This is a genomic window from Methylacidimicrobium sp. B4 (genome assembly GCF_017310545.1).
In the GTDB taxonomy this organism is placed as follows: domain Bacteria; phylum Verrucomicrobiota; class Verrucomicrobiia; order Methylacidiphilales; family Methylacidiphilaceae; genus Methylacidimicrobium.
Genome location: NZ_CP066203.1, coordinates 715,880 through 732,723, shown reverse-complemented (window position 1 = coordinate 732,723; position 16,844 = coordinate 715,880). Strand labels below are relative to the sequence as shown.

22 protein-coding genes and 1 riboswitch are annotated in these 16,844 nt (G+C 64.9%); of the genes, 12 read left to right on the top strand and 10 right to left on the bottom strand.

The window, feature by feature from the left end:
- Positions 1 to 38: 38 nt before the first annotated feature.
- Entirely contained in the window at positions 39 to 1,778 is a 1,740-nt protein-coding gene (argS, locus tag MacB4_RS03575; protein ID WP_206864482.1) for an arginine--tRNA ligase, read from the bottom strand.
- A 39-nt stretch (positions 1,779 to 1,817) separates the two neighbouring features.
- Positions 1,818 to 2,504 (bottom strand): hypothetical protein, encoded by a 687-nt coding sequence (locus MacB4_RS03570; RefSeq protein WP_206864481.1) that lies wholly within the window; start codon positions 2,502 to 2,504, stop codon positions 1,818 to 1,820.
- Between the two features lie 80 nt (positions 2,505 to 2,584).
- Between MacB4_RS03570 and rpsT the strand changes: the two genes are divergently transcribed.
- The 8 genes from rpsT to rplQ all read left to right on the top strand — a co-directional run bounded on the left by rpsT (position 2,585) and on the right by rplQ (position 7,165).
- Positions 2,585 to 2,878 carry a 30S ribosomal protein S20 gene (rpsT, locus tag MacB4_RS03565; protein WP_206864480.1) on the top strand — a complete coding sequence of 98 codons (294 nt, stop codon included), beginning with the start codon at positions 2,585 to 2,587 and terminating at the stop codon, positions 2,876 to 2,878.
- A 73-nt stretch (positions 2,879 to 2,951) separates the two neighbouring features.
- Entirely contained in the window at positions 2,952 to 3,764 is an 813-nt protein-coding gene (map, locus tag MacB4_RS03560) for a type I methionyl aminopeptidase (RefSeq protein WP_206864479.1), read from the top strand.
- Positions 3,765 to 3,874: 110 nt separating this feature from the next.
- Positions 3,875 to 3,991, top strand: coding sequence for a 50S ribosomal protein L36 (rpmJ, locus tag MacB4_RS03555; RefSeq protein ID WP_202214049.1), 117 nt, complete (start codon positions 3,875 to 3,877; stop codon positions 3,989 to 3,991).
- Between the two features lie 28 nt (positions 3,992 to 4,019).
- The gene (gene rpsM / locus MacB4_RS03550) at positions 4,020 to 4,415 is read left to right on the top strand and encodes a 30S ribosomal protein S13 (protein ID WP_206864478.1); all 396 of its coding nucleotides are present in this window, start codon (positions 4,020 to 4,022) and stop codon (positions 4,413 to 4,415) included.
- Positions 4,416 to 4,458: 43 nt separating this feature from the next.
- Positions 4,459 to 4,965, top strand: coding sequence for a 30S ribosomal protein S11 (gene rpsK / locus MacB4_RS03545; protein WP_206864477.1), 507 nt, complete (start codon positions 4,459 to 4,461; stop codon positions 4,963 to 4,965).
- 33 nt (positions 4,966 to 4,998) lie between these two features.
- Entirely contained in the window at positions 4,999 to 5,604 is a 606-nt protein-coding gene (rpsD, locus tag MacB4_RS03540) for a 30S ribosomal protein S4 (RefSeq protein WP_206864476.1), read from the top strand.
- A 97-nt stretch (positions 5,605 to 5,701) separates the two neighbouring features.
- On the top strand, positions 5,702 to 6,727 hold the full coding sequence (locus MacB4_RS03535; protein WP_206864475.1) for a DNA-directed RNA polymerase subunit alpha: 1,026 nt from the start codon (positions 5,702 to 5,704) through the stop codon (positions 6,725 to 6,727).
- A gap of 15 nt (positions 6,728 to 6,742) precedes the next feature.
- Entirely contained in the window at positions 6,743 to 7,165 is a 423-nt protein-coding gene (gene rplQ, locus MacB4_RS03530) for a 50S ribosomal protein L17 (RefSeq protein WP_206864474.1), read from the top strand.
- 71 nt (positions 7,166 to 7,236) lie between these two features.
- Here the strand turns inward: rplQ and MacB4_RS03525 are convergent, their stop codons facing one another.
- The 6 genes from MacB4_RS03525 to MacB4_RS03500 form a co-directional block, all read right to left on the bottom strand.
- Complete coding sequence (locus MacB4_RS03525) at positions 7,237 to 7,485, bottom strand: NIL domain-containing protein (protein ID WP_206864473.1); 249 nt, start codon at positions 7,483 to 7,485, stop codon at positions 7,237 to 7,239.
- Positions 7,486 to 7,490: 5 nt separating this feature from the next.
- Entirely contained in the window at positions 7,491 to 7,787 is a 297-nt protein-coding gene (locus MacB4_RS03520) for a MoaD/ThiS family protein (protein WP_206864472.1), read from the bottom strand.
- Positions 7,788 to 7,791: 4 nt separating this feature from the next.
- The gene (gene thrC, locus MacB4_RS03515; RefSeq protein WP_206864471.1) at positions 7,792 to 9,099 is read right to left on the bottom strand and encodes a threonine synthase; all 1,308 of its coding nucleotides are present in this window, start codon (positions 9,097 to 9,099) and stop codon (positions 7,792 to 7,794) included.
- 55 nt (positions 9,100 to 9,154) lie between these two features.
- Positions 9,155 to 9,274: riboswitch (SAM riboswitch) on the bottom strand.
- 93 nt (positions 9,275 to 9,367) lie between these two features.
- The gene (locus MacB4_RS03510) at positions 9,368 to 10,093 is read right to left on the bottom strand and encodes an HAD family phosphatase (protein ID WP_242529307.1); all 726 of its coding nucleotides are present in this window, start codon (positions 10,091 to 10,093) and stop codon (positions 9,368 to 9,370) included.
- Between the two features lie 334 nt (positions 10,094 to 10,427).
- Positions 10,428 to 12,449 carry an alkaline phosphatase family protein gene (locus MacB4_RS03505; RefSeq protein ID WP_242529306.1) on the bottom strand — a complete coding sequence of 674 codons (2,022 nt, stop codon included), beginning with the start codon at positions 12,447 to 12,449 and terminating at the stop codon, positions 10,428 to 10,430.
- The gene (locus MacB4_RS03500) at positions 12,421 to 12,771 is read right to left on the bottom strand and encodes a hypothetical protein (RefSeq protein ID WP_206864470.1); all 351 of its coding nucleotides are present in this window, start codon (positions 12,769 to 12,771) and stop codon (positions 12,421 to 12,423) included. The genes MacB4_RS03505 and MacB4_RS03500 overlap by 29 nt, the downstream gene beginning before the upstream one ends.
- A 547-nt stretch (positions 12,772 to 13,318) precedes the next feature.
- Between MacB4_RS03500 and MacB4_RS03495 the strand changes: the two genes are divergently transcribed.
- Together MacB4_RS03495 and MacB4_RS03490 are read left to right on the top strand one after the other, a co-directional pair.
- Positions 13,319 to 13,798: a nucleoside deaminase gene (locus tag MacB4_RS03495; protein ID WP_206864469.1), complete on the top strand. Its 480-nt coding sequence runs from the start codon at positions 13,319 to 13,321 to the stop codon at positions 13,796 to 13,798.
- A complete protein-coding gene (locus MacB4_RS03490; protein WP_206864468.1) occupies positions 13,795 to 14,571 on the top strand; it encodes a uracil-DNA glycosylase in 777 nt (258 codons plus the stop codon). Before MacB4_RS03495 ends, MacB4_RS03490 begins: the two co-directional genes overlap by 4 nt.
- Here the strand turns inward: MacB4_RS03490 and MacB4_RS03485 are convergent.
- Both MacB4_RS03485 and MacB4_RS03480 read right to left on the bottom strand, forming a co-directional pair.
- Entirely contained in the window at positions 14,568 to 14,906 is a 339-nt protein-coding gene (locus MacB4_RS03485; protein WP_206864467.1) for a glutaredoxin, read from the bottom strand. The genes MacB4_RS03490 and MacB4_RS03485 overlap by 4 nt on opposite strands.
- Before the next feature lie 8 nt (positions 14,907 to 14,914).
- Positions 14,915 to 15,946, bottom strand: coding sequence for a deoxyribonuclease IV (locus MacB4_RS03480; protein WP_206864466.1), 1,032 nt, complete (start codon positions 15,944 to 15,946; stop codon positions 14,915 to 14,917).
- 74 nt (positions 15,947 to 16,020) lie between these two features.
- Here MacB4_RS03480 and MacB4_RS03475 point away from each other — a divergent pair, with 74 nt between their 5' ends.
- Both MacB4_RS03475 and xseB read left to right on the top strand, forming a co-directional pair.
- Positions 16,021 to 16,545, top strand: coding sequence for a hypothetical protein (locus MacB4_RS03475; RefSeq protein WP_206864465.1), 525 nt, complete (start codon positions 16,021 to 16,023; stop codon positions 16,543 to 16,545).
- 11 nt (positions 16,546 to 16,556) lie between these two features.
- Entirely contained in the window at positions 16,557 to 16,844 is a 288-nt protein-coding gene (gene xseB, locus MacB4_RS03470; protein WP_206864464.1) for an exodeoxyribonuclease VII small subunit, read from the top strand.

Below are 16,844 nucleotides of genomic sequence, written 5' to 3'. Positions count from 1 at the left end.
TCTCCCAGGGGCGCTGCAAGGCTTTCGTCGCCTTTGCCCTACATTTCCTCCAGGCGCTCGATTCCGAGCAGGTCGAGCCCCGTGCCCAGGGTGGCTGCGGTACCCTGACAGAGAGCCAGCCGGGCCGCCCGCTGGCTCCCCACCGATTCGGTGCCCGGATGCGGACCCGGCTGCAAGACCGGGCAGGATTCGTAGAACCGGTGGAAGGCGCGGGCCACCTCATAGAGGTAGGTGCAGAGAAAGTGCGGCCGGCTTTCGGACTCGACCCGCTCGAGGGTCGGGCAGAAGTCGAGGAGGAGCTTGACCAGCCGCAGCTCAGTGGGCTCCCGAAGGGGGCCGTGGGCTGCGGAGATCCCCGAAGCGTCCGCCTTCCGAAGGATCGCCCGGATCCGGACGTAGGCGTTGAGCAGGTAAGGAGCGGTGTTGCCCTCGAAGGAGAGGAGCTTTTCCCAGCGGAAGACGTAGTCGAGATTGCGGTTCTGCGAGAGGTCGGCGTACTTGAGGGCTCCGAGCCCGACGGCGCGCGCGATCCGGACCTTCCGCTCCTCGGGAAGATCGGGCCTCTTTTCGGCAAGGATCGCGTAGGCGCGGCGCAACGCTTCGGCGAGCAGCTCGCGCAGCTTGATCGGCTTCCCCTCCCGGGTCTTGAGCGGCTTCTTGTCCTCGCCCAGGATCGAGCCGAACCAGACATGCTCGATCCGGACGGGCAATCCCCACCGCTTCGCGGTTGCGGCGAGCTGCTGAAAGTGGAGGCGCTGCCGGCCGTCGGTGATGTAGAGGATCCGGTCGGCCTTCCACTCCTCGACCCGGAAGCGGAGGGCGGCCAAGTCGGTCGTGGCATATAGATAGGCCCCGTCGCTCTTCTGGATGAGGAAGGGCTTGTCCTGCAGCTCGGGGTCGTCCGGGAAGAAGACGCAGACCGCCCCTTGGCTCGGCTGCGCGATGCCGGACGCCTGGAGATCGCGGACGACCGAAGGGAGCTGATCGCGATAGGCGCTCTCTCCCATCGTAAAGTCGAAATGAACGCCGAGCTCCTCGTAGAGGCGGGAGAGCTCGACTTGCGACGCTGCGATGAAGCGGCGCCAGAGAGCGAGGTTTTCCGGGTCTCCATTCTGGAGCTTCCAGAGCTCCGCTTTTGCTTCCTCCCGAATCGCCGGATTCTCCTTGGCCGCCGACTGGATCTGCTGATAGAGCTCCTCGAGATATTCGAGCGGACGCTCCTCCAGCCGTGCCTCCTCCCCATGTCGCTTGAAGCCGAGGAGAACCATGCCGAACTGGGTGCCCCAGTCGCCCAGGTGGTTGACCGTAGTCACCCGATGGCCCAGGAAGCGGTAGACGCGGGCCAGGCACTCCCCCAGGATCGTGCTCCGCAGGTGGCCAACGTGCATCTCCTTGGCGATGTTGGGGCTCGAGAAGTCGACGACGACCCGCTGCGGCTCCTTCGCCTCCTCGATGCCGAGCCGGGAATCCCCGATGAGGGAGAAAAAGGCGCTCACGCACCGATCCGGCTTGAGCCGGAAATTGAGGAACCCGGGACCGGCGACCTCCGGGGGAAGCGACCATTCGGTCGCTCCCACGCTGGCCGCCAGCTCGGCGGCGAGCATGCGCGGCTCCCGACCGTGGCGCTTGCCCAGGATCAGGGCGGCATTGCTCTGGAGATCGCCAAAGCGCGGATCCGCGCAAGGCTCGATGAGGAGCTCGGGGAGGGGGGAGCCGAACCCGTACGTCGCGAGGACGGAGGCCAGCTTCTCTCCTAAGAACTCGGCGGGAAATTGCATGGCGAAAGCCTTTCGGGGGATCCGGGGGTTAGGGGAAGATCAGGGATGGTCCGCGTGCGGGGAAAGCGGCCCCGGTCGAGTCGCCCAGGAGGAGAAGGCCGCAAGGCCCTGGCCGCAGAGCCGATAGCAGAAATGGAGATGGTCTCCGAAGCGCGAGAGGAAGCGCGAGACGTTCCAAGTCGGCGAGAGGAATCCAAGGAGAGCCGCCAGGATGCACAAGTTGAGCCCCACGATCACTACGAGGGAGAAGAACCAGCCTTCTACGTGGAGATCCGGCTGTTCCCGATGCACGGCTTCCACGGTAAAGAAGAGATGGAATCCCCATGTGAACCCCGTCCCCGCGTAGAGGAGCCATTGATAGGACCGGATCGGCCAGTAAAAGTCAACGATGGTCCACAAGGCCAGCCAGAGCAGCATATAGAAGGGGACGAAATAGGGGGAGAGGACGATCCAGAGGTTGGACCGGTTGCAGCGGACGCTGCCGCTCCGGCGACCGACCCGGAACCGGGAAACCTTCCCGCCATGAAGGTAGACTGCGAGCGCATGGGTCAGCTCGTGGGCGAAGATGTAGGGCCTCTCGGGAATCCTCCACAGAAAGCAGGCGAAGGACCAGAGGAGGAGCCCGCCCGCGAAGCTCTCCACGGGAACCGTAAGCCAGCCCCCCTCCCGGAAATAGCTTTCGAGAAGATCCTTGAGGAGCAGAACCTCGGCCGCGATGAGCGGCATGGCACCGAGCCCGAGGAGGAACTTAATTATCTTCGCTAGGCTTGACACCGCCGGCAGAAGGTTCTTATTAGGAAACCCCCATGCCTAACACTCGATCAGCCGCAAAGCAAGCGCGGAAGAGTCTCCGCAAAAGAGGATACAACCTGAAAGCCAAGAAGGAATTGCAGCAGGTCTCGCGCCAGATGCGCGAGAAGGCCGCTTCCGAAAACAAGGAAGAGGCGATCGGCTATTTCTCCCAGTACCAGTCTGTCTTGGATCGGCTCGTCAAGCGGGGACGGCTCACTCGGAACGCGGCCGCCCGACGGAAACAGCGAGTAGCCAGGACGCTCTTCGCTTCGACCGCCTCCGGCGCGGAAGCCGCCAAGCAGGAGTAGAGATCCTCCGCGTGAGATCGCCGCTGGTTGCTCGGAAGAGAGAGGCGGCCGGTTCCTTTTTGCCATTGCCGCCATGATCCCCATCAAGCGAGGGAAGGAGATCGACGGGATGCGCCGCAGCGGCCGCCTCGTGGCGGAAGTGGTCGACGCATTGCGTTCGATCCTGGCTCCCGGGGTCCGGACGGGCGAGGTCGATCGCTACGCTGCCGAGTTGATCGCCGCGCGCGGAGGGAAGAGCGCCTTTCTCGGGTACCGCGGGTTTCCGGGGACGATCTGCATCTCGGTCAACGAGGAGGTGGTCCACGGGATCGGCGGGGACCGGTTGCTCCAGTATGGGGATCTGGTCAAGCTCGACGTGGGCATCGTCAAGGATGGCTGGGTCGGCGACACGGCGGCCACCTTCCCGATCGGAATGGGGGAGCCCGGCGACCTCAAGCTCGTCGAAGTCACGCGGCGGGCGCTCTGGGTAGGGATCGCGCAGGCCCGGGCGGGCAATCGGATCGGCGACATCGGTGCGGCGATCGAGGCCTGCGTCCGGGCGCAGGGGTTCGAGGTGGTGCGGGAGTTTGTCGGCCATGGCGTGGGTCGCAAGCTCCACGAAGATCCGCAAGTCCCCAACTACGGTCGAACGGGAGCGGGACCCCGGTTGAAGGCGGGCATGACGCTTGCGATCGAGCCGATGGTCAATGCCGGCGGGGCTGCGGTCCGGCTGCTTTCGGATGGGTGGACGGTCGTAACGACCGATGGTCGGCGTTCCGCCCACTTCGAGCATACGGTACTGATTACGGCGGGGGAGCCCGAGGTGCTCACCGACCACGGGATGCCCGGCGCCTCGAATGGCAAAGGGGTGGTGGCGACCGGGCAGGAGGAAGGCTCTGGTGAGTGAGGGGCGGTCAACAACAAAAAAACTTGCCAAAGGAATGCCAGTCCGCTAACAATCGACCCCTTCATCGTGTGAGCGATGAGAAGCGAGCAGGCAATACCAAGAGGAGCTTCATGAAGGTTCGGGCCTCCGTTCGTCGGCGTACCGCCAACTGTCAAGTCGTACGTCGCAAGGGACGAATTTACATCATCAACAAGAAGAACCCCCGGCTCAAGCAGCGACAGGGATAGGTCCGGACATCAGGACAGAACAAAGACCATGCCTCGTATCCTCGGAGTGGAAATCCCAGGGGCCAAGCGAACCGTCGCGGCTCTCCCTTATATTTACGGAATCGGCCCTTCCCGGGCGAAGTGGATCTGCGAGCTGGCCGAGATCGATCCCGACTTGCGCGCCAAGGAGCTGACCGATCAGCAGATCAATCGAATGGTCCAGGTCATCCAGGAGAACAGCTTTGTGATCGAAGGCGACCTCCGCCGGGAGATCCAGCAGAATCTCAAGCGCCTGCAAGCGATCAAGTGTTATCGCGGGATCCGCCACCTCCGCGGCCTGCCGGTTCGCGGGCAGCGGACGTCGACCAATGCGCGGACGCGCAAAGGTCCGCGGCGGACGGTCGGAGTGGTGCGGAGGAAAGAAGCGAAGAAGGGGAAGGTGTAGCCCCTCGAGCATTTGTGTAAGGGGACCGTAGCGGGGAGATCTTATGGCGGGGGAAGAAAAGACGCAGCCGGTATCGGAAGAGGTGCGGCGCCCGGCGGAACCTGAGGGCGGAGCCTCGCCCAAGGCCGCGGAGGGGAAGACGGCAGTAGCCGAGCCCGCCGAGAAGGAGAAGGAGAAGAAGCACAAGGCTAAGGGCGGGAAGGGCATTCATAGCGGGGTCGCGCACATTCTCGCCACCTTCAATAACACCGTGGTTACGATTACCGATCTCAACGGCAGGACGATCTCCTGGTCGAGCGCCGGCCGTTGCGGCTTTCGCGGCTCGAGGAAGTCGACCGCCTATGTGGCGCAGCTTGCCGCGCAGGATGCCGCTCGGCAAGCGGTGGCGCAGGGCGTACGGGAGGTGCTCGTCAAGGTCAAGGGGCCGGGGACGGGTCGGGAATCCGCGATTCGCGCCCTGCAAGTTGTCGGGCTCGAGGTGACGACGATCCTCGATGTCACGCCGGTTCCCCACAACGGATGTCGTCCACGGAAATCGAGGCGAGTCTGAGCCGAACGTTCGGCAGGTAACGGAAGAGGTCTTATGGCACGATATCTTGGTCCCCGAGCGAAGAAGGCGCGGCGATACAACGTCGCCCTCTTCGGGCCCTGCAAAGCTCTGGAGAAGCGTCCCTATCCGCCGGGGGTTCATGGAGAGAAGAGTCGGCGCAAGCAGTCCGACTACGCCATCGCCTTGGCCGAAAAGCAGAAGCTCCGCCTGATGTACGGAGTGACCGAGCGCCAATTTCGTCGCTATTTCGCCTCTGCCCTCAAGAAACGGGGCGTCACGGGAGAAGTGCTGCTCCAGCTCCTTGAATCTCGGCTCGACAACATCGTCCATCGGCTCGGGTTCGCGACGACGCGCTTCGGGGCGCGGCAGATGATTGCCCACGGCCATGTGCAGGTGAACGGCCGCCGAACGATGACCCCCAGCTTCGGCACGCGGCCGGGAGACAGGGTCGAGGTGCGTGACCAGCCGCAATCGCGAAAGCTGGCGTTGCGGAACCTCGAGGCGATGCAGGCCGCGCGCATCCCCGACTGGCTCGTGCTGGAACGAGAGAAGCTTCGCGGTGAGGTCAAGCGGCTGCCGAGCAAGGACGAGCTGCGGCCGATTGCGAACGAGCAGCTGGTGGTGGAGTTCTATTCGTAAGGATCGCAACGATCAGGGTCCGGTTGCGACCGAGCGGGAGGCTTGCCTCGCGTCGGCGCGGCCGGCACTTGGGTGGACGTAGGAGGTAATCTGTTCTATGGCAGTGCGCTTAGGTCGTTTTGAAATGCCCCATTCCTTGGCGAAGGATGAAGCGGTTTCCACGGAGACGTACGGCCGCTACGTCGTCGAGCCCCTGGAGGCCGGCTATGGGCAGACGATCGGGACTTCCCTGCGTCGCGCCCTCCTCTCCTCGCTCGAAGGTGCCGCGATTTCGGCGATCAAGATCGACGGAGCTCTCCATGAATTCACGAGCCTGCCGGGTGTCGTGGAGGACGTGCCGGAGATCGTGTTGAACCTGAAGAAGATTCTCTTCCGGATTCCCTCGAGGGAGCCGCGCTCTCTCGCGCTCGAGGTGGTCAAGGAGGGACCCGTCGTCGCTGGCGACATTCAGCTCGAGACCGGCGTCGAGCTCGTCAACCCCGGCCAGCTCATCTGCACTCTCGACAAGAAGCGGGAGTTCCAGATGGAGCTGGAGGTCAAGGTCGGCCGAGGCTTCCTGATTGCCGAAGAGAACAAGAAGCCGGATCAGGCGATCGGCCTCATTCCGATCGACTGCCTCTTTTCCCCGGTCCGCCGTGTCAAGTACGAGGTCGAGAACACCCGCGTCGGCCAGCGGACCGACTATGATCGATTGATTTTGGAAATCTGGACCGATGGGCGGATTACCGCGGACGACGCGCTCGTGCAAGCCGCGGCGATCCTTCGTCACCATCTCGATCTCTTTGTCGGCTACGGCAAGGACACGGTGGAGTTCGAGAAGCCGAAGCCGCCCGTTCAGGAAGCGGAGAACCGCCTTCGGAAGATTCTGAACATGAGCGTCAACGAAATCGAGCTCTCGGTTCGGGCCGCCAACTGCCTCAACAACGCCAATATCGCCACGGTGGGCCAGCTGGCGCAGAAGACGGAGGCGGAGATGCTCAAATATCGAAACTTCGGGAAGAAGTCGCTGAACGAAATCAAATCCAAGCTCGCCCAGCTGGGCCTCTCCCTCGGAATGAAGCTCGGCCCGGGGCTCCTGGAGGTGGAGGCCCCGGAGGTTTCGGAAGCGACGAGCGAGGAATAACCAGGGGACACGACGATGCGCCATTTGAAACGACGCGGCAAGTTGGGGAGGCTCTCCAAGCATCGGGAGTCGCTCCTTGCGAATCTCGCCACCGCCCTCATTCGGAATAACCGGACGAAGACCACCCTCAGCAAGGCCAAGGCACTGCAACCGTACGCGGAAAAGCTGGTCACCCTGGCCAAGAAGGGCTCCCTTCATCACCGGCGCCTGGCTGCCTCCCGCCTGCACGGGAAGGAGGCGGTCCAGAAGCTGTTCGGGGAGATCGGACCGCGATTTGCCGGGCGCGCCGGGGGCTATACCCGCGTGACGAAGATCGGGCATCGCCTCTCCGATGCCGCCCGAATGGCGGTGATCGAATGGACGGAGGCGACCGCCCCCGCCGCCGGAGGCGAAGAGCCTTCGAAAGCGGCCTCCTCGACGCCAGCGACTTCGGCTTGAGGCGTTGCTGCCTGCGCAGCGACTGGATTGACGCAGGAAGCGAAGGGGCTTCGGGGAGGGCTCGAGGCGCCTTAGCCTTCGATCGTGCTGAGCTCGACCGGCTCGACCGCAACCCCGGTCTTCTCGAGCCACTGGATCGCCTGCTTGAGGACCTCTCGTTCCCCTTCGAGCTCGATGGCGACGATTCCGGTCGTCTGCGTGACCTGGGCGCTTCGGATATTGAAGGCCAGCTCGAATGAGCGGCTGAGCTCCCAGATGATCGGCCGTTGGCAGAGCGCCTCGCCAAAGGTCAGCCAGAGCCGCTGTTTCTCTCTTGCCACGGTCTTCAGCCTCCCGCCACGGCCGGCACGATGCTCACTTCGTCCTCCGGACCGACCGGGGTCTCCTGGTCCTTGAGGAAGCGGATATCCTCGCCGTTGACGTAGACCGCGACGAAGCGGCGGAGTGCGCCCGTCTGGTCGAAGAGCCGTTCTCCGATGCCGGGGAACTGGGCTTGGAGATCCTGGAGAAGCTCTCCAATCGTCTGGCCCCGCGCGGAGACCTGATCCTTGTTGCCGGTCAATCCACGGAGAGGGGTGGGAATCCTCACCGGAATCGTCTGCGCTGCACTCACTTTGCTCATGGTCTTATCTTCCTTTCTCTGGTTGAAAATCAATGCTCTCCGGTGCGGCCCCCTCCGGAAGCGAGGCTGGGCCCAGGTCGGCGGAGACCAGCCGGTCGAATTCCCGCAAGCTCGGGTCGATCACTCGGGGCGGGGCCAAGGCTCCGGAGAGAGCTTCGGCCGTCTTCAAGCCGTGGCCGGTGATGCAGAGCACGACCGAGGCGTCCTCCGGAATCTTCCCGGAGGCGATGAGCTTCTGCGCGCAGGCTACGGTCACTCCTCCCGCCGTCTCCGCAAAGATTCCGGCGGTTTCGGCCAGCAGCTGAATGCCCGCGAGGATTTCCGCGTCGGAGGCATCTTCGGCCGCTCCTCCGCTCTTCCGGATCGTCTGAATCGCATAATAGCCGTCGGCGGGGGTGCCGATCGCCAGCGACTTGGCGATCGTCTGGGGCTTGGGCACCGGCTGCACGAGCTCGGTCCCCCTCCGGAACGCGTCGCTGATCGGATTGCACCCGGTGGCCTGAGCGCCATGGATGGCGAACGGGGCCTCTTCGACCAGGTTCGTCACGATCAACTCCTGGTAGGATTTGGCAATCTTGGTCAAAAGCGAGCCGCTCGCCATCGGGATCACCGTATGGGAGGGAAGCCGCCAGCCGAGCTGCTCGGCGATCTCGAAGCCCATGGTCTTCGATCCCTCGGCGTAGTAGGGCCGGAGGTTGACGTTGACGAAGGCCCACTGGTATTTGCCGGCGATCTCCGAGCAGAGGCGGTTGACCTTGTCATAGGGCCCACGAATCCCGATCACCCGGCTCCCGTAGACGACGCTTCCCAGCACCTTCGACGCCTCGAGGTCAGAGGGAATCAGCACGTAGCTTTCGAGGCCCGCGCTCGCCGCATTGGCCGCGACGCTGTTGGCGAGATTTCCCGTCGAGGCGCAGGCGACGACGCTAAATCCCATCTCCTTCGCACGCGAGAGGGAGACCGCCACGACCCGATCCTTGAAGGAGAGGGTCGGGTAGTTGACGGTGTCATTCTTGACATAGGCTTCCCGCACCCCGAGGGCCTTGGCCAGGCGGTCGGCCCGGACGAGCGGAGTAAAGCCGACCTGCGTGCCGACCGTCGGCTCTCCGTCCAGGGGGAGCAGCTCCCGATACCGCCACATCGTGGGAGGCCGGGATTCGATCCGGTCGCGGGAGACCCGCCGGCGAATGGCTTCGTAGTCGTACACCGCCTCGAGGGGGCCGAAGTCCCATTCGCAGACGTGGACGGCCGCCTTGGGATAGAGCCGGCCGCATTCGCGGCACCGGAGGTTCGTAAACAACTCGGACTGCATCGGCTGCCTTTCTGGCTCTCACCGATGCGACAGAGCAGGATGGGGATTCTCATCCCTCTCATCCTTCCCCGGGCCTTCCCGGAGCTGGGGTTGGCACCTGACGGGATCGGCTTTCGCCTCTCCCCGGTTGCCGCGGTTTCGTCGGGCCAGATCCCTCCGCCGCTCTCGATAAGAGTTGCGCTAACCATAGCCAGAGTTCCGGGACGGTCAATCCCAAAAGAGGAGTTTTCCCAAAATCCTGCGGGAATCCTCCGATCGAGGTGCCCGGTCAGCGAAAGAACCACGCCTCAATCTGGGAGGCGGCAAGCCCCTCGAGGCCCGAAAGCGTCCGATCCGCTCTCCGGAGCGATTCTGCCGGGTTGGTCGTCGTGACGGCGATCACCCGCATGCCCGCCCGCACGCCCGCCTCCACTCCGGCTGGCGCATCCTCGAAGACGACGCACCGCTCCGGTGAGGCTCCCAACCGCTTGGCGGCGAGGAGGAAGACCTCTGGGTCGGGCTTGCCCCGCGTTACATCCTCGGCCGTCACGATCGCCTGGAAGAAATGCCGGAGGTCAAACTGATCCAGGGTGAGCTCGATGTTGGCTCGCACCGTCGAGGAAGCGATCGCCCTGGGGACCGACCCCTTCGCCAGCGACGCGCACAGAGTCAGCCCTCCGGGATAAAGCTCGACTCCCCGCTCGGCGACGATGGCCCGATAGAGCTCCTCCTTTCGCTCCGCCAGCCGCGCAATTTCCTGGGGATCCTCCGTCCAGCGGAGCAGATGAGGAATGACCCAGTCGTTCTTCCGGCCAAAGGAGGGGAGAAAAAAGTCGGGAGGAAGCACCCGCCGCTCCTCTTGGGCGAGACGCTGCCAGCTCTCGAGATGAGGGCCCATGGAGTTGGCCAACACCCCATCCCAGTCAAAGATGGCGGCCCACTGCCCGTCCCGGGGAGAAGAGCTGGCCCGAAGATCCATCTTGCTGGCTCCATCCCGCCCTTCGCTTCTGTCCATGCGATTTCTCCTCTCGTCGATCGGTCGGTCCGTTTGCCGCAGCGCTTTCGTCCAGAAACGGACGAGCGCTTCGTTCGGATCTTCTCATAGCCCCTGCCAGCCGCATGCCGGGATCGGAAGCTCGGAAGCCGAACGAACTCCTTCCTCTCCTGGGATGCGGTCTACGGAGCGGGGTGACCGGAAATGCGGGCCCCAACTTCCCCTCGGGCCCTACGGATAGCGTTTGGTCAAAGGCGCAGTCAATCCTTTGCTCTTGTCTCCGATCGGTGGACCCAATGGGGAAGGGCGGCGCGCAGCTCGCAATCCCCGTCTCCTCCTCTGGGGGCTCCTTCGATCATCTGGCTTGCGGCTGCGCTTGCTTGTGGAGCCGGATCGCCTCTCTGGCCTCTTTGAGGAAGAGCCGTGCCTCATAACTGGTCTTGATCCGCAGGAAGCGCTCGAGAATCTCTTCGCGCTGAGAGATCGGTGCGATGCGGAGATAGCGCCGTAGGGCCACGCGCGCAAAGCCACGGATGCTTGGCTCGGGCGGACGCGACTCGAGCCTGCGGCGCAGTTGGTCTCGACGGCTTCTCTCGCTTTCGAGCTGGTCGCGGGGCAGGAGTCCAGAAGCAACCTCCCCGACCCCGGCCTCGAGCAGATCGCCCGCGCAGCGCAATCCGGATTCCGCCACGGGCGGCAATTCGGTGGGTGCGTCTGTGCGCGGGACCGCAAGCGAGAGCAGGTGGCAGAGGCTGTTGGCGGCGCGGTCGCGGTTGGTCAGGGATTTGAGCGAAAAGAGCTCCGTCACGGTTTTGACCACGGAGGAATGGTCATAGGGAAGATGGTCGATCGTATTGCGCGGGATCCAGGGCGAGATCACGACGGCTGGCACGCGCGGTCCCAATTGCGAAAAGTCGAAATGGACCTGCCCATTCTCCTCGTCCGTCGCGTGGTCGCCGGGCGGGACGGCGGGTGGAGGCAGTACATGGTCGAAGAAGCCGCCGTGCTCGTCGTAAGTCAGAATGAGGAGGCTCGATTCCCAGTGTGGCGAATTGCGTACGGCCTCATAGACCTCCTTGATGAGCCGCTCGCCGCGGGTCACATCGTCGAGCGGATGCTGCGAGCTGCCGCAGGTGAAGTCTCCCGGCGTCAAGGGCAAGATGTTGCCATAGTTGGGCTCGATGAAGCAGTAGGAGGCGGAGAAGGCCGGGTGGTTGACCGAGTCGCGGAAGTGTGGGAAATCCTGAAAGCGCCCCTCCAGTAAGTTGAGGTCCATGCCGGAGAGCGAGAGCACCTGGGGCGTCTCGTCGCCTTTGAAGACGAGCCACTCGAGGCACTTCTCCTCAAGGCGATCGTAGAGCGTGCCGTTCTCGAAGCGGTAGCCGTCGAGAAGCGTTCTTGTGGCCGCCTCCCACCCGCGGGGACTGTTGTCGAGCCCTGCGGAGGACGCGGCGTGGACGAAGAGGCGATTGGGCCAGGTCGGCCCGGGCAGGGAGGAGAACCAGCTGTCGCAGACGGCAAACTCGCGGGCGAGCAGATTCAGGATCGGCAACTGTTCCGGGGTGTAGACCTGCATCGGCTTCTCGGGGAAGGGAGCCCCGTGGCGGCGGTAGTTGGCGACAAAGCCGCTGTTGGTAATCGGCGGATAGGGTTTGCCGGGCGCATAGACGGCGCCTGCGCCGACCAGCTGCTCGAGCACATCCTCAAACTCATGCCCGGGGTCACCGGCTTCCGCGGAGAGCGCAAAGTCGGCTGGCGTCGCAGCGGGGATCGTGGCGCTGGTTCGAGGATCGATGTTGGAGGAGGGATGGCCCATGAGGTTATTGATCCTGGTGGGTTGGCCTGTGCTTGCGTCCACCCCGGTGATGTCGGAAAAGCCGAGCAGGTGATCGAAGGAGCGGTTTTCGAGCATGAGCACGAAGACATGCTGGATCTTGCGGCGCCGTCGGGGTCGGCGCCCGGATGCGCGTGCGATCCCTTCGCCGACGGCAACGATACGGCAGCGCGCCCTGTCCCAGGCGAGGCAAACGAGCTTGAGCAGCGAGGACCCTAGGGTAGAGGCGGCGACGATCAGCCAGAAGCAGGCGAGGCAGCTCCCTTCGACAATGCCGGTCGAGCCCTTCCAGGCCCATTTGCGCATCCAGACCGAGGCGAGGCAGACCCATTCGAAGGCATGGCAGAGATTGCCCAGCGGCCTCGGCAGCCGCTCCGACCAGCGTTTGCTCCCGGAACGGCAAGCGCTGACGCCCCGTTCCTGGAAGCGATCGCAGGCTTGGCGGACGTTGCTCGCCCAATTCCGGCAGCGCCGCCTCCCGCGCTCCGCCCACACCTGGCAGGCGATGACGCGCTTATCGGCCCATTGGGTGCAGGCGGACATTGCGCTGTCTCCTTGACCGTATCGTTGGCTGCGGATCGCGGGCGGGCCGGAGAGCGCCAGAGATGGCCTGCGGCAGTCGCGCGCAAACGGCCAGCGCGTCCCGGAGCGTCAGCAGCCTTGCGAGGAAGCCGATTGCCAAGGCGCCCAATCGCGGAACGAGCGACCGCGACTGGACGCGGGGGAATCGCAACCGTGTGCGCATTGGATCGCAGCGCCTCGGGTTCGGGATCTCGAGCGGCAGCGGCTCGCGCGGCCCCATGCCCTTGACGCACCGGTCACGCGGGAGCTCCAGCAGCTCCTCGAGGGACCTGACGATTCTCATAGGCAGGCGCCTTGGAAAGAGATCCTAGGCAATGGGCTTGCTCATCCAGCTCTTGGCAGATGCTGCGACCCAGGGAAGTGGCGCGTCAAGGGTTTTTCCTTCGGGCCCGCCGCGGACCGGAATGTCGCGGATCGGAAAGGGAGCTCTGGCCAAGATGCCCTTGCCTCAGGACGGACGCTGAATCAGCGTGGCAAACGACCGTGATCCTGGCTGGCGCTCTCCTCGGGCAGGCTAGGTTGGGTTGAAGGTAAGGGGGAGGGCACTCGCGGCGAGGAGCCTCCCACCTACTCCGCGGGGATTTCGCGCAGCATCCTGGATCGGGGGTGATCGAGGTCCTGCGCAGGCCCCAATCCCGCCGGCCTCAGCTTCCGATCGGTGGAGAAGGCGGGAGTTGGGCAAAGGGGCGGTCGCTGGTTTGTTCTTGTGCGCCACCGATCAGCGGGCTAGGGGAAGGGCGGGGAAGGCGCACGAAGAGGGTCAAAGCGATGGGCTTAGGGCTGGTTGTGCGGTAGGCTGCTACCGCCCGAAGAGCAGCTGGAGGAAAACGATGGGCTCCCCCGATCCCTTCCTGGAAGCGGCGATCGCCGAGGCGCGTGCGGGCCTGGCAGAAGGTGGCATCCCCATTGGCGCGGTGATCGTCCAGGGCGAACAGATCCTGGCGCGGGGTCGCAATCGTAGGATCCAGTGGGGGAGCGCGATCCGTCACGGAGAGATGGACGCCCTCGAGAACCTCGGTCGTCAGCCCGCCTCCCTCTACCGCTCCTGCACCCTCTATACGACCCTTTCGCCCTGCCCGATGTGCACGGGGGCGATCCTCCTCTACCGCATCCCCCGGGTGGTCATTGGGGAAAACCGGACCTTCCTCGGGTCGGAGGAGCTGTTGCGCCGCTGCGGGGTGGCGGTCGAGGTGAGGGACGATGCCGAGTGCCGGGAGCTGCTCGAGGAGTTCATCCGCCGCTCTCCCCGCGCTTGGGAGGAAGACATCGGGCTTCGCGAGGGAGAACGGGGAGGGAGCTCCGGACCATGACGCGGCGGGAAGGCGAGGGGGGCCGTTTGCCGGGGGAAGAGGACCCTTCTGAGCGGCGCATCGCGGAGATCGAAGGCGAGGTCGTGGCTTGCCGCCGCTGTCCCCGGCTGGTGGCCTGGCGCGAGGAGGTGGCGGCCCATGCCCCCAGGCGCTATGCGGGATCGCGCTACTGGGCCAGGCCGGTGCCGGGGTTCGGAGACCCGCGCGCCCGCCTGCTCGTGGTCGGCTTGGCTCCCGCTGCGCATGGAGGCAACCGGACCGGCCGGATCTTCACCGGGGACCGGAGCGGGGACTGGCTCTTCCGGGCGCTCCACCGGGCGGGCTTTGCCAATCAGCCCCTCTCGCGGGATCGGGAAGACGGCCTGCGGCTCACCGACGGCTTCGTGAGCGCGGCCGTCCGCTGCTGTCCGCCGGAAAATCGGCCTTTGCCCTCCGAGCGACGGAACTGCTACCCCTTCCTCGCGCGGGAGCTCGAGGCGCTCAGCCACCTTCGGGTGTTTGTCGCGCTTGGCGGCATGGCCTTCGAGACTCTGCTCCGCTGGGCCCGGGAGCGCTGGCCGGAAGAAAGGGGACAGTTCCTCCGGGCGAAGGCTCCCTTTGCCCACGGCGCAGAGATCGCGCTTCCGGGAGAGCGCGCTCTCCTCGCCTCGTATCACCCGAGCCAGCAGAACACCTTCACCGGCCGGTTGACCGAGGCGATGCTCGACGCCGTCTTCTCGCGCGCCCGCGAGCTCCTCGGGAGCCCGCTTCCGAGGGAGCGGCGCGGAAGCTAGAAGTTGATCCGCACGGGGATCTCGCCATGGTGCTCGCCCGAGCATCCCTGGTCGGTCGGAGCCTCCACCGGGCGATCGCTCGCTTGAACCAATCCCTTGGCGAGGAGCCACTTCTCGAGTTCCTGGCCGCTGACGTCGGCGAGCATCTCGCCGTCGACCTCGACGCACGGGGAAAGGGGCTGGCCGCTCTTCTCCATCATCTCCTCCCGGAACGCCGGCACATTGACGATGTCGCGGTCTTCGTAGGGAAGCTGGTATTTGCGGAAGATTGCCCGCACGCCTTGGCTCCAGCCGCAGGTGGGCTTCAGATAGGCAATGATCTTAGGTTGACTCATGCTATACCCTATAGGTCCGGTCCGGGAGGAACGCTAGTGCTTTTTTCCGCTTTTCGATGCCCTGCGGGCCTTTTCCAATCGGGTTCCATGGGGTTGCGGGGAAGGAAGGGCAGGATCGCGCGCAGGTTGCGGCAGTCGGACTCCATCCCGTCCTCCTTGGGGGTCTCCAGGACCATCGGAGTCCGGGACCAGCGCGGATCCTGGAGGATCTGGCCGAAAGCGGAAAGGCCCAAGGTTCCCCGTCCCAGATGCTCGTGGCGATCCCGCCGCGATCCGAACGGGGCTGCCGAGTCGTTGAGATGAATGGCCCGGACGCAGGCGGCGAGCCGTCGCTCCTCGAGCTCCGCGGCGAAGGCCCGATAGCCGGCCGGCGTCGCGATCGGGTAGCCGGCTGCCCAGAGGTGCGCGGTATCCAGGCAGATTCCGAACCGGCGTGGGTCGTCGAGTTCCTCGAGAAGCCAGGAAAGCTGCTCCAGGCGCCATCCGAGCTGGCTTCCCTGTCCCGCCATCGTCTCGAGCGCGATCCCGACGCGCGGCAGAGCCGAGCCCTTCGGGAAGAGAGCCCGGAGCCGGCGGGCCAGCCGGGAGAGGGCCGCTTCGGGCTCTTCGCCGCGGGCGGCGACGCCCGGATGCAGGACGAGGAAGGGGAGGCCCAGGAGCTCGGCGCGCTCCCCCTCGTCTCGGAGCGCCTGGAGAGATTGCTCCGCAAGGGGATCCGAGGCAGAGGCCAAGTTGAGGAGGTAGCCCGCATGGCCGAAGAAGAAGACCCCCGAGGCGGAGGCCGCTGTGCGGAAGGCTGCGGCTTCCTCCGGCCCAAGCGCCGGGGCCTTCCATTGCCGGCAGTTCTTGACGAAGATCTGCGCCGCGGAAAAGCCGCATTGGAGCGCCCGCTCGACTGCGCGCTCGACCCCTCCGGCGATCGAGACATGGGCCCCCAGGAGGTGGCCGGAGAGCTCGGAAGGGGAGAGCGGGAGGGCAGGGGCCCGGTCTTGGGCGGCGGGGACCTGCCGGACTTCTTCCTTCCTTGGGGCTTTGCGCATGCTCCCGTTCCGAGGATCGTGGAAAACGATTGTCTTTTTGCACTGCGGAGGCAAGATGTCTTCCCACAACGCGCATGGCCACGTGCACTCTTTGGCAGGAAATCCCAGAGGAATTGGTCCATGAGGTCCTTCTGGCGGTGCGAGACTCCGACAAGCGGCTCTACCGTGTCGTGGTCGAGCTGACCAGCCGCCGCCTCGGGATCCGGCAGGCCAAGCTCCTGGAAATGGCCAAAACCGAGCGGCATCAGCTCTCCCGCCGCGTGCTTTCCCTGCCGCAGAGCGAGGAGATCTCCTCCCATCTCTTCTCCCGCTGGCTCGTACAGACGCGCGCACCGATGCTCTGCGACTGGCTCGATGCGCTCGGGATCCCGCACGACCAGCAGGGGGTGGTCGAGGAGTTTCCGGAGGAGCCGGCCTCGGAAAAGCTTCGGGCGGCGCTCGAAGGGCTTCTCGTTCGTTACCCGGCCCTTGACGTGGCCATCTACCTCCGCCTCTTCAACGAGATCGAGGATGTGGGCTGGAAGGGACTCGAGGAGATCCTTTCCGGAGACGATCGGCTGCGGATCCGGAGGCGGGAAGTCTCGGAGATCCGGGGATAGCGCGGCTCGCCATGGCGAAAACCGATCCCGCAGGCGGACCTACCTTCGAGGAGGCCTTTCGACGGCTGCAGGAGATCGTCTCCCGGATGGAGAGTGGAGACCTGGCTCTGGAGGATCTGCTCGAGCGCTACGAGGAGGGGATGCGCCTGGTGAAGTTTTGTAGTGACAAACTCTCCCTGGCGGAACAGAAAATCACCGTTTTGGCGCAAGGGCCCGGTGGCGACCTGTCGGCCGCCGGTGCGCCGCGGGAAGAGGAGAAGGACTCCACCCGCCGGGGGGAAGCCGAAAAGGAGGGGTAA

Excerpts from the sequence above, each read along its gene's own strand:
- argS (WP_206864482.1), bottom strand. The coding sequence starts at position 1,778 with ATGCAATTTCCCGCCGAGTTCTTAGGAGAGAAGCTGGCCTCCGTCCTC.
- MacB4_RS03570 (WP_206864481.1), bottom strand. The coding sequence starts at position 2,504 with ATGCCGCTCATCGCGGCCGAGGTTCTGCTCCTCAAGGATCTTCTCGAA.
- rpsT (WP_206864480.1), top strand. The coding sequence starts at position 2,585 with ATGCCTAACACTCGATCAGCCGCAAAGCAAGCGCGGAAGAGTCTCCGC.
- map (WP_206864479.1), top strand. The coding sequence starts at position 2,952 with ATGATCCCCATCAAGCGAGGGAAGGAGATCGACGGGATGCGCCGCAGC.
- rpmJ (WP_202214049.1), top strand. The coding sequence starts at position 3,875 with ATGAAGGTTCGGGCCTCCGTTCGTCGGCGTACCGCCAACTGTCAAGTC.
- rpsM (WP_206864478.1), top strand. The coding sequence starts at position 4,020 with ATGCCTCGTATCCTCGGAGTGGAAATCCCAGGGGCCAAGCGAACCGTC.
- rpsK (WP_206864477.1), top strand. The coding sequence starts at position 4,459 with ATGGCGGGGGAAGAAAAGACGCAGCCGGTATCGGAAGAGGTGCGGCGC.
- rpsD (WP_206864476.1), top strand. The coding sequence starts at position 4,999 with ATGGCACGATATCTTGGTCCCCGAGCGAAGAAGGCGCGGCGATACAAC.
- MacB4_RS03535 (WP_206864475.1), top strand. The coding sequence starts at position 5,702 with ATGGCAGTGCGCTTAGGTCGTTTTGAAATGCCCCATTCCTTGGCGAAG.
- rplQ (WP_206864474.1), top strand. The coding sequence starts at position 6,743 with ATGCGCCATTTGAAACGACGCGGCAAGTTGGGGAGGCTCTCCAAGCAT.
- MacB4_RS03520 (WP_206864472.1), bottom strand. The coding sequence starts at position 7,787 with ATGAGCAAAGTGAGTGCAGCGCAGACGATTCCGGTGAGGATTCCCACC.
- thrC (WP_206864471.1), bottom strand. The coding sequence starts at position 9,099 with ATGCAGTCCGAGTTGTTTACGAACCTCCGGTGCCGCGAATGCGGCCGG.
- MacB4_RS03510 (WP_242529307.1), bottom strand. The coding sequence starts at position 10,093 with ATGGACAGAAGCGAAGGGCGGGATGGAGCCAGCAAGATGGATCTTCGG.
- MacB4_RS03505 (WP_242529306.1), bottom strand. The coding sequence starts at position 12,449 with ATGTCCGCCTGCACCCAATGGGCCGATAAGCGCGTCATCGCCTGCCAG.
- MacB4_RS03500 (WP_206864470.1), bottom strand. The coding sequence starts at position 12,771 with ATGAGAATCGTCAGGTCCCTCGAGGAGCTGCTGGAGCTCCCGCGTGAC.
- MacB4_RS03495 (WP_206864469.1), top strand. The coding sequence starts at position 13,319 with ATGGGCTCCCCCGATCCCTTCCTGGAAGCGGCGATCGCCGAGGCGCGT.
- MacB4_RS03490 (WP_206864468.1), top strand. The coding sequence starts at position 13,795 with ATGACGCGGCGGGAAGGCGAGGGGGGCCGTTTGCCGGGGGAAGAGGAC.
- MacB4_RS03485 (WP_206864467.1), bottom strand. The coding sequence starts at position 14,906 with ATGAGTCAACCTAAGATCATTGCCTATCTGAAGCCCACCTGCGGCTGG.
- MacB4_RS03480 (WP_206864466.1), bottom strand. The coding sequence starts at position 15,946 with ATGCGCAAAGCCCCAAGGAAGGAAGAAGTCCGGCAGGTCCCCGCCGCC.
- MacB4_RS03475 (WP_206864465.1), top strand. The coding sequence starts at position 16,021 with ATGGCCACGTGCACTCTTTGGCAGGAAATCCCAGAGGAATTGGTCCAT.
- xseB (WP_206864464.1), top strand. The coding sequence starts at position 16,557 with ATGGCGAAAACCGATCCCGCAGGCGGACCTACCTTCGAGGAGGCCTTT.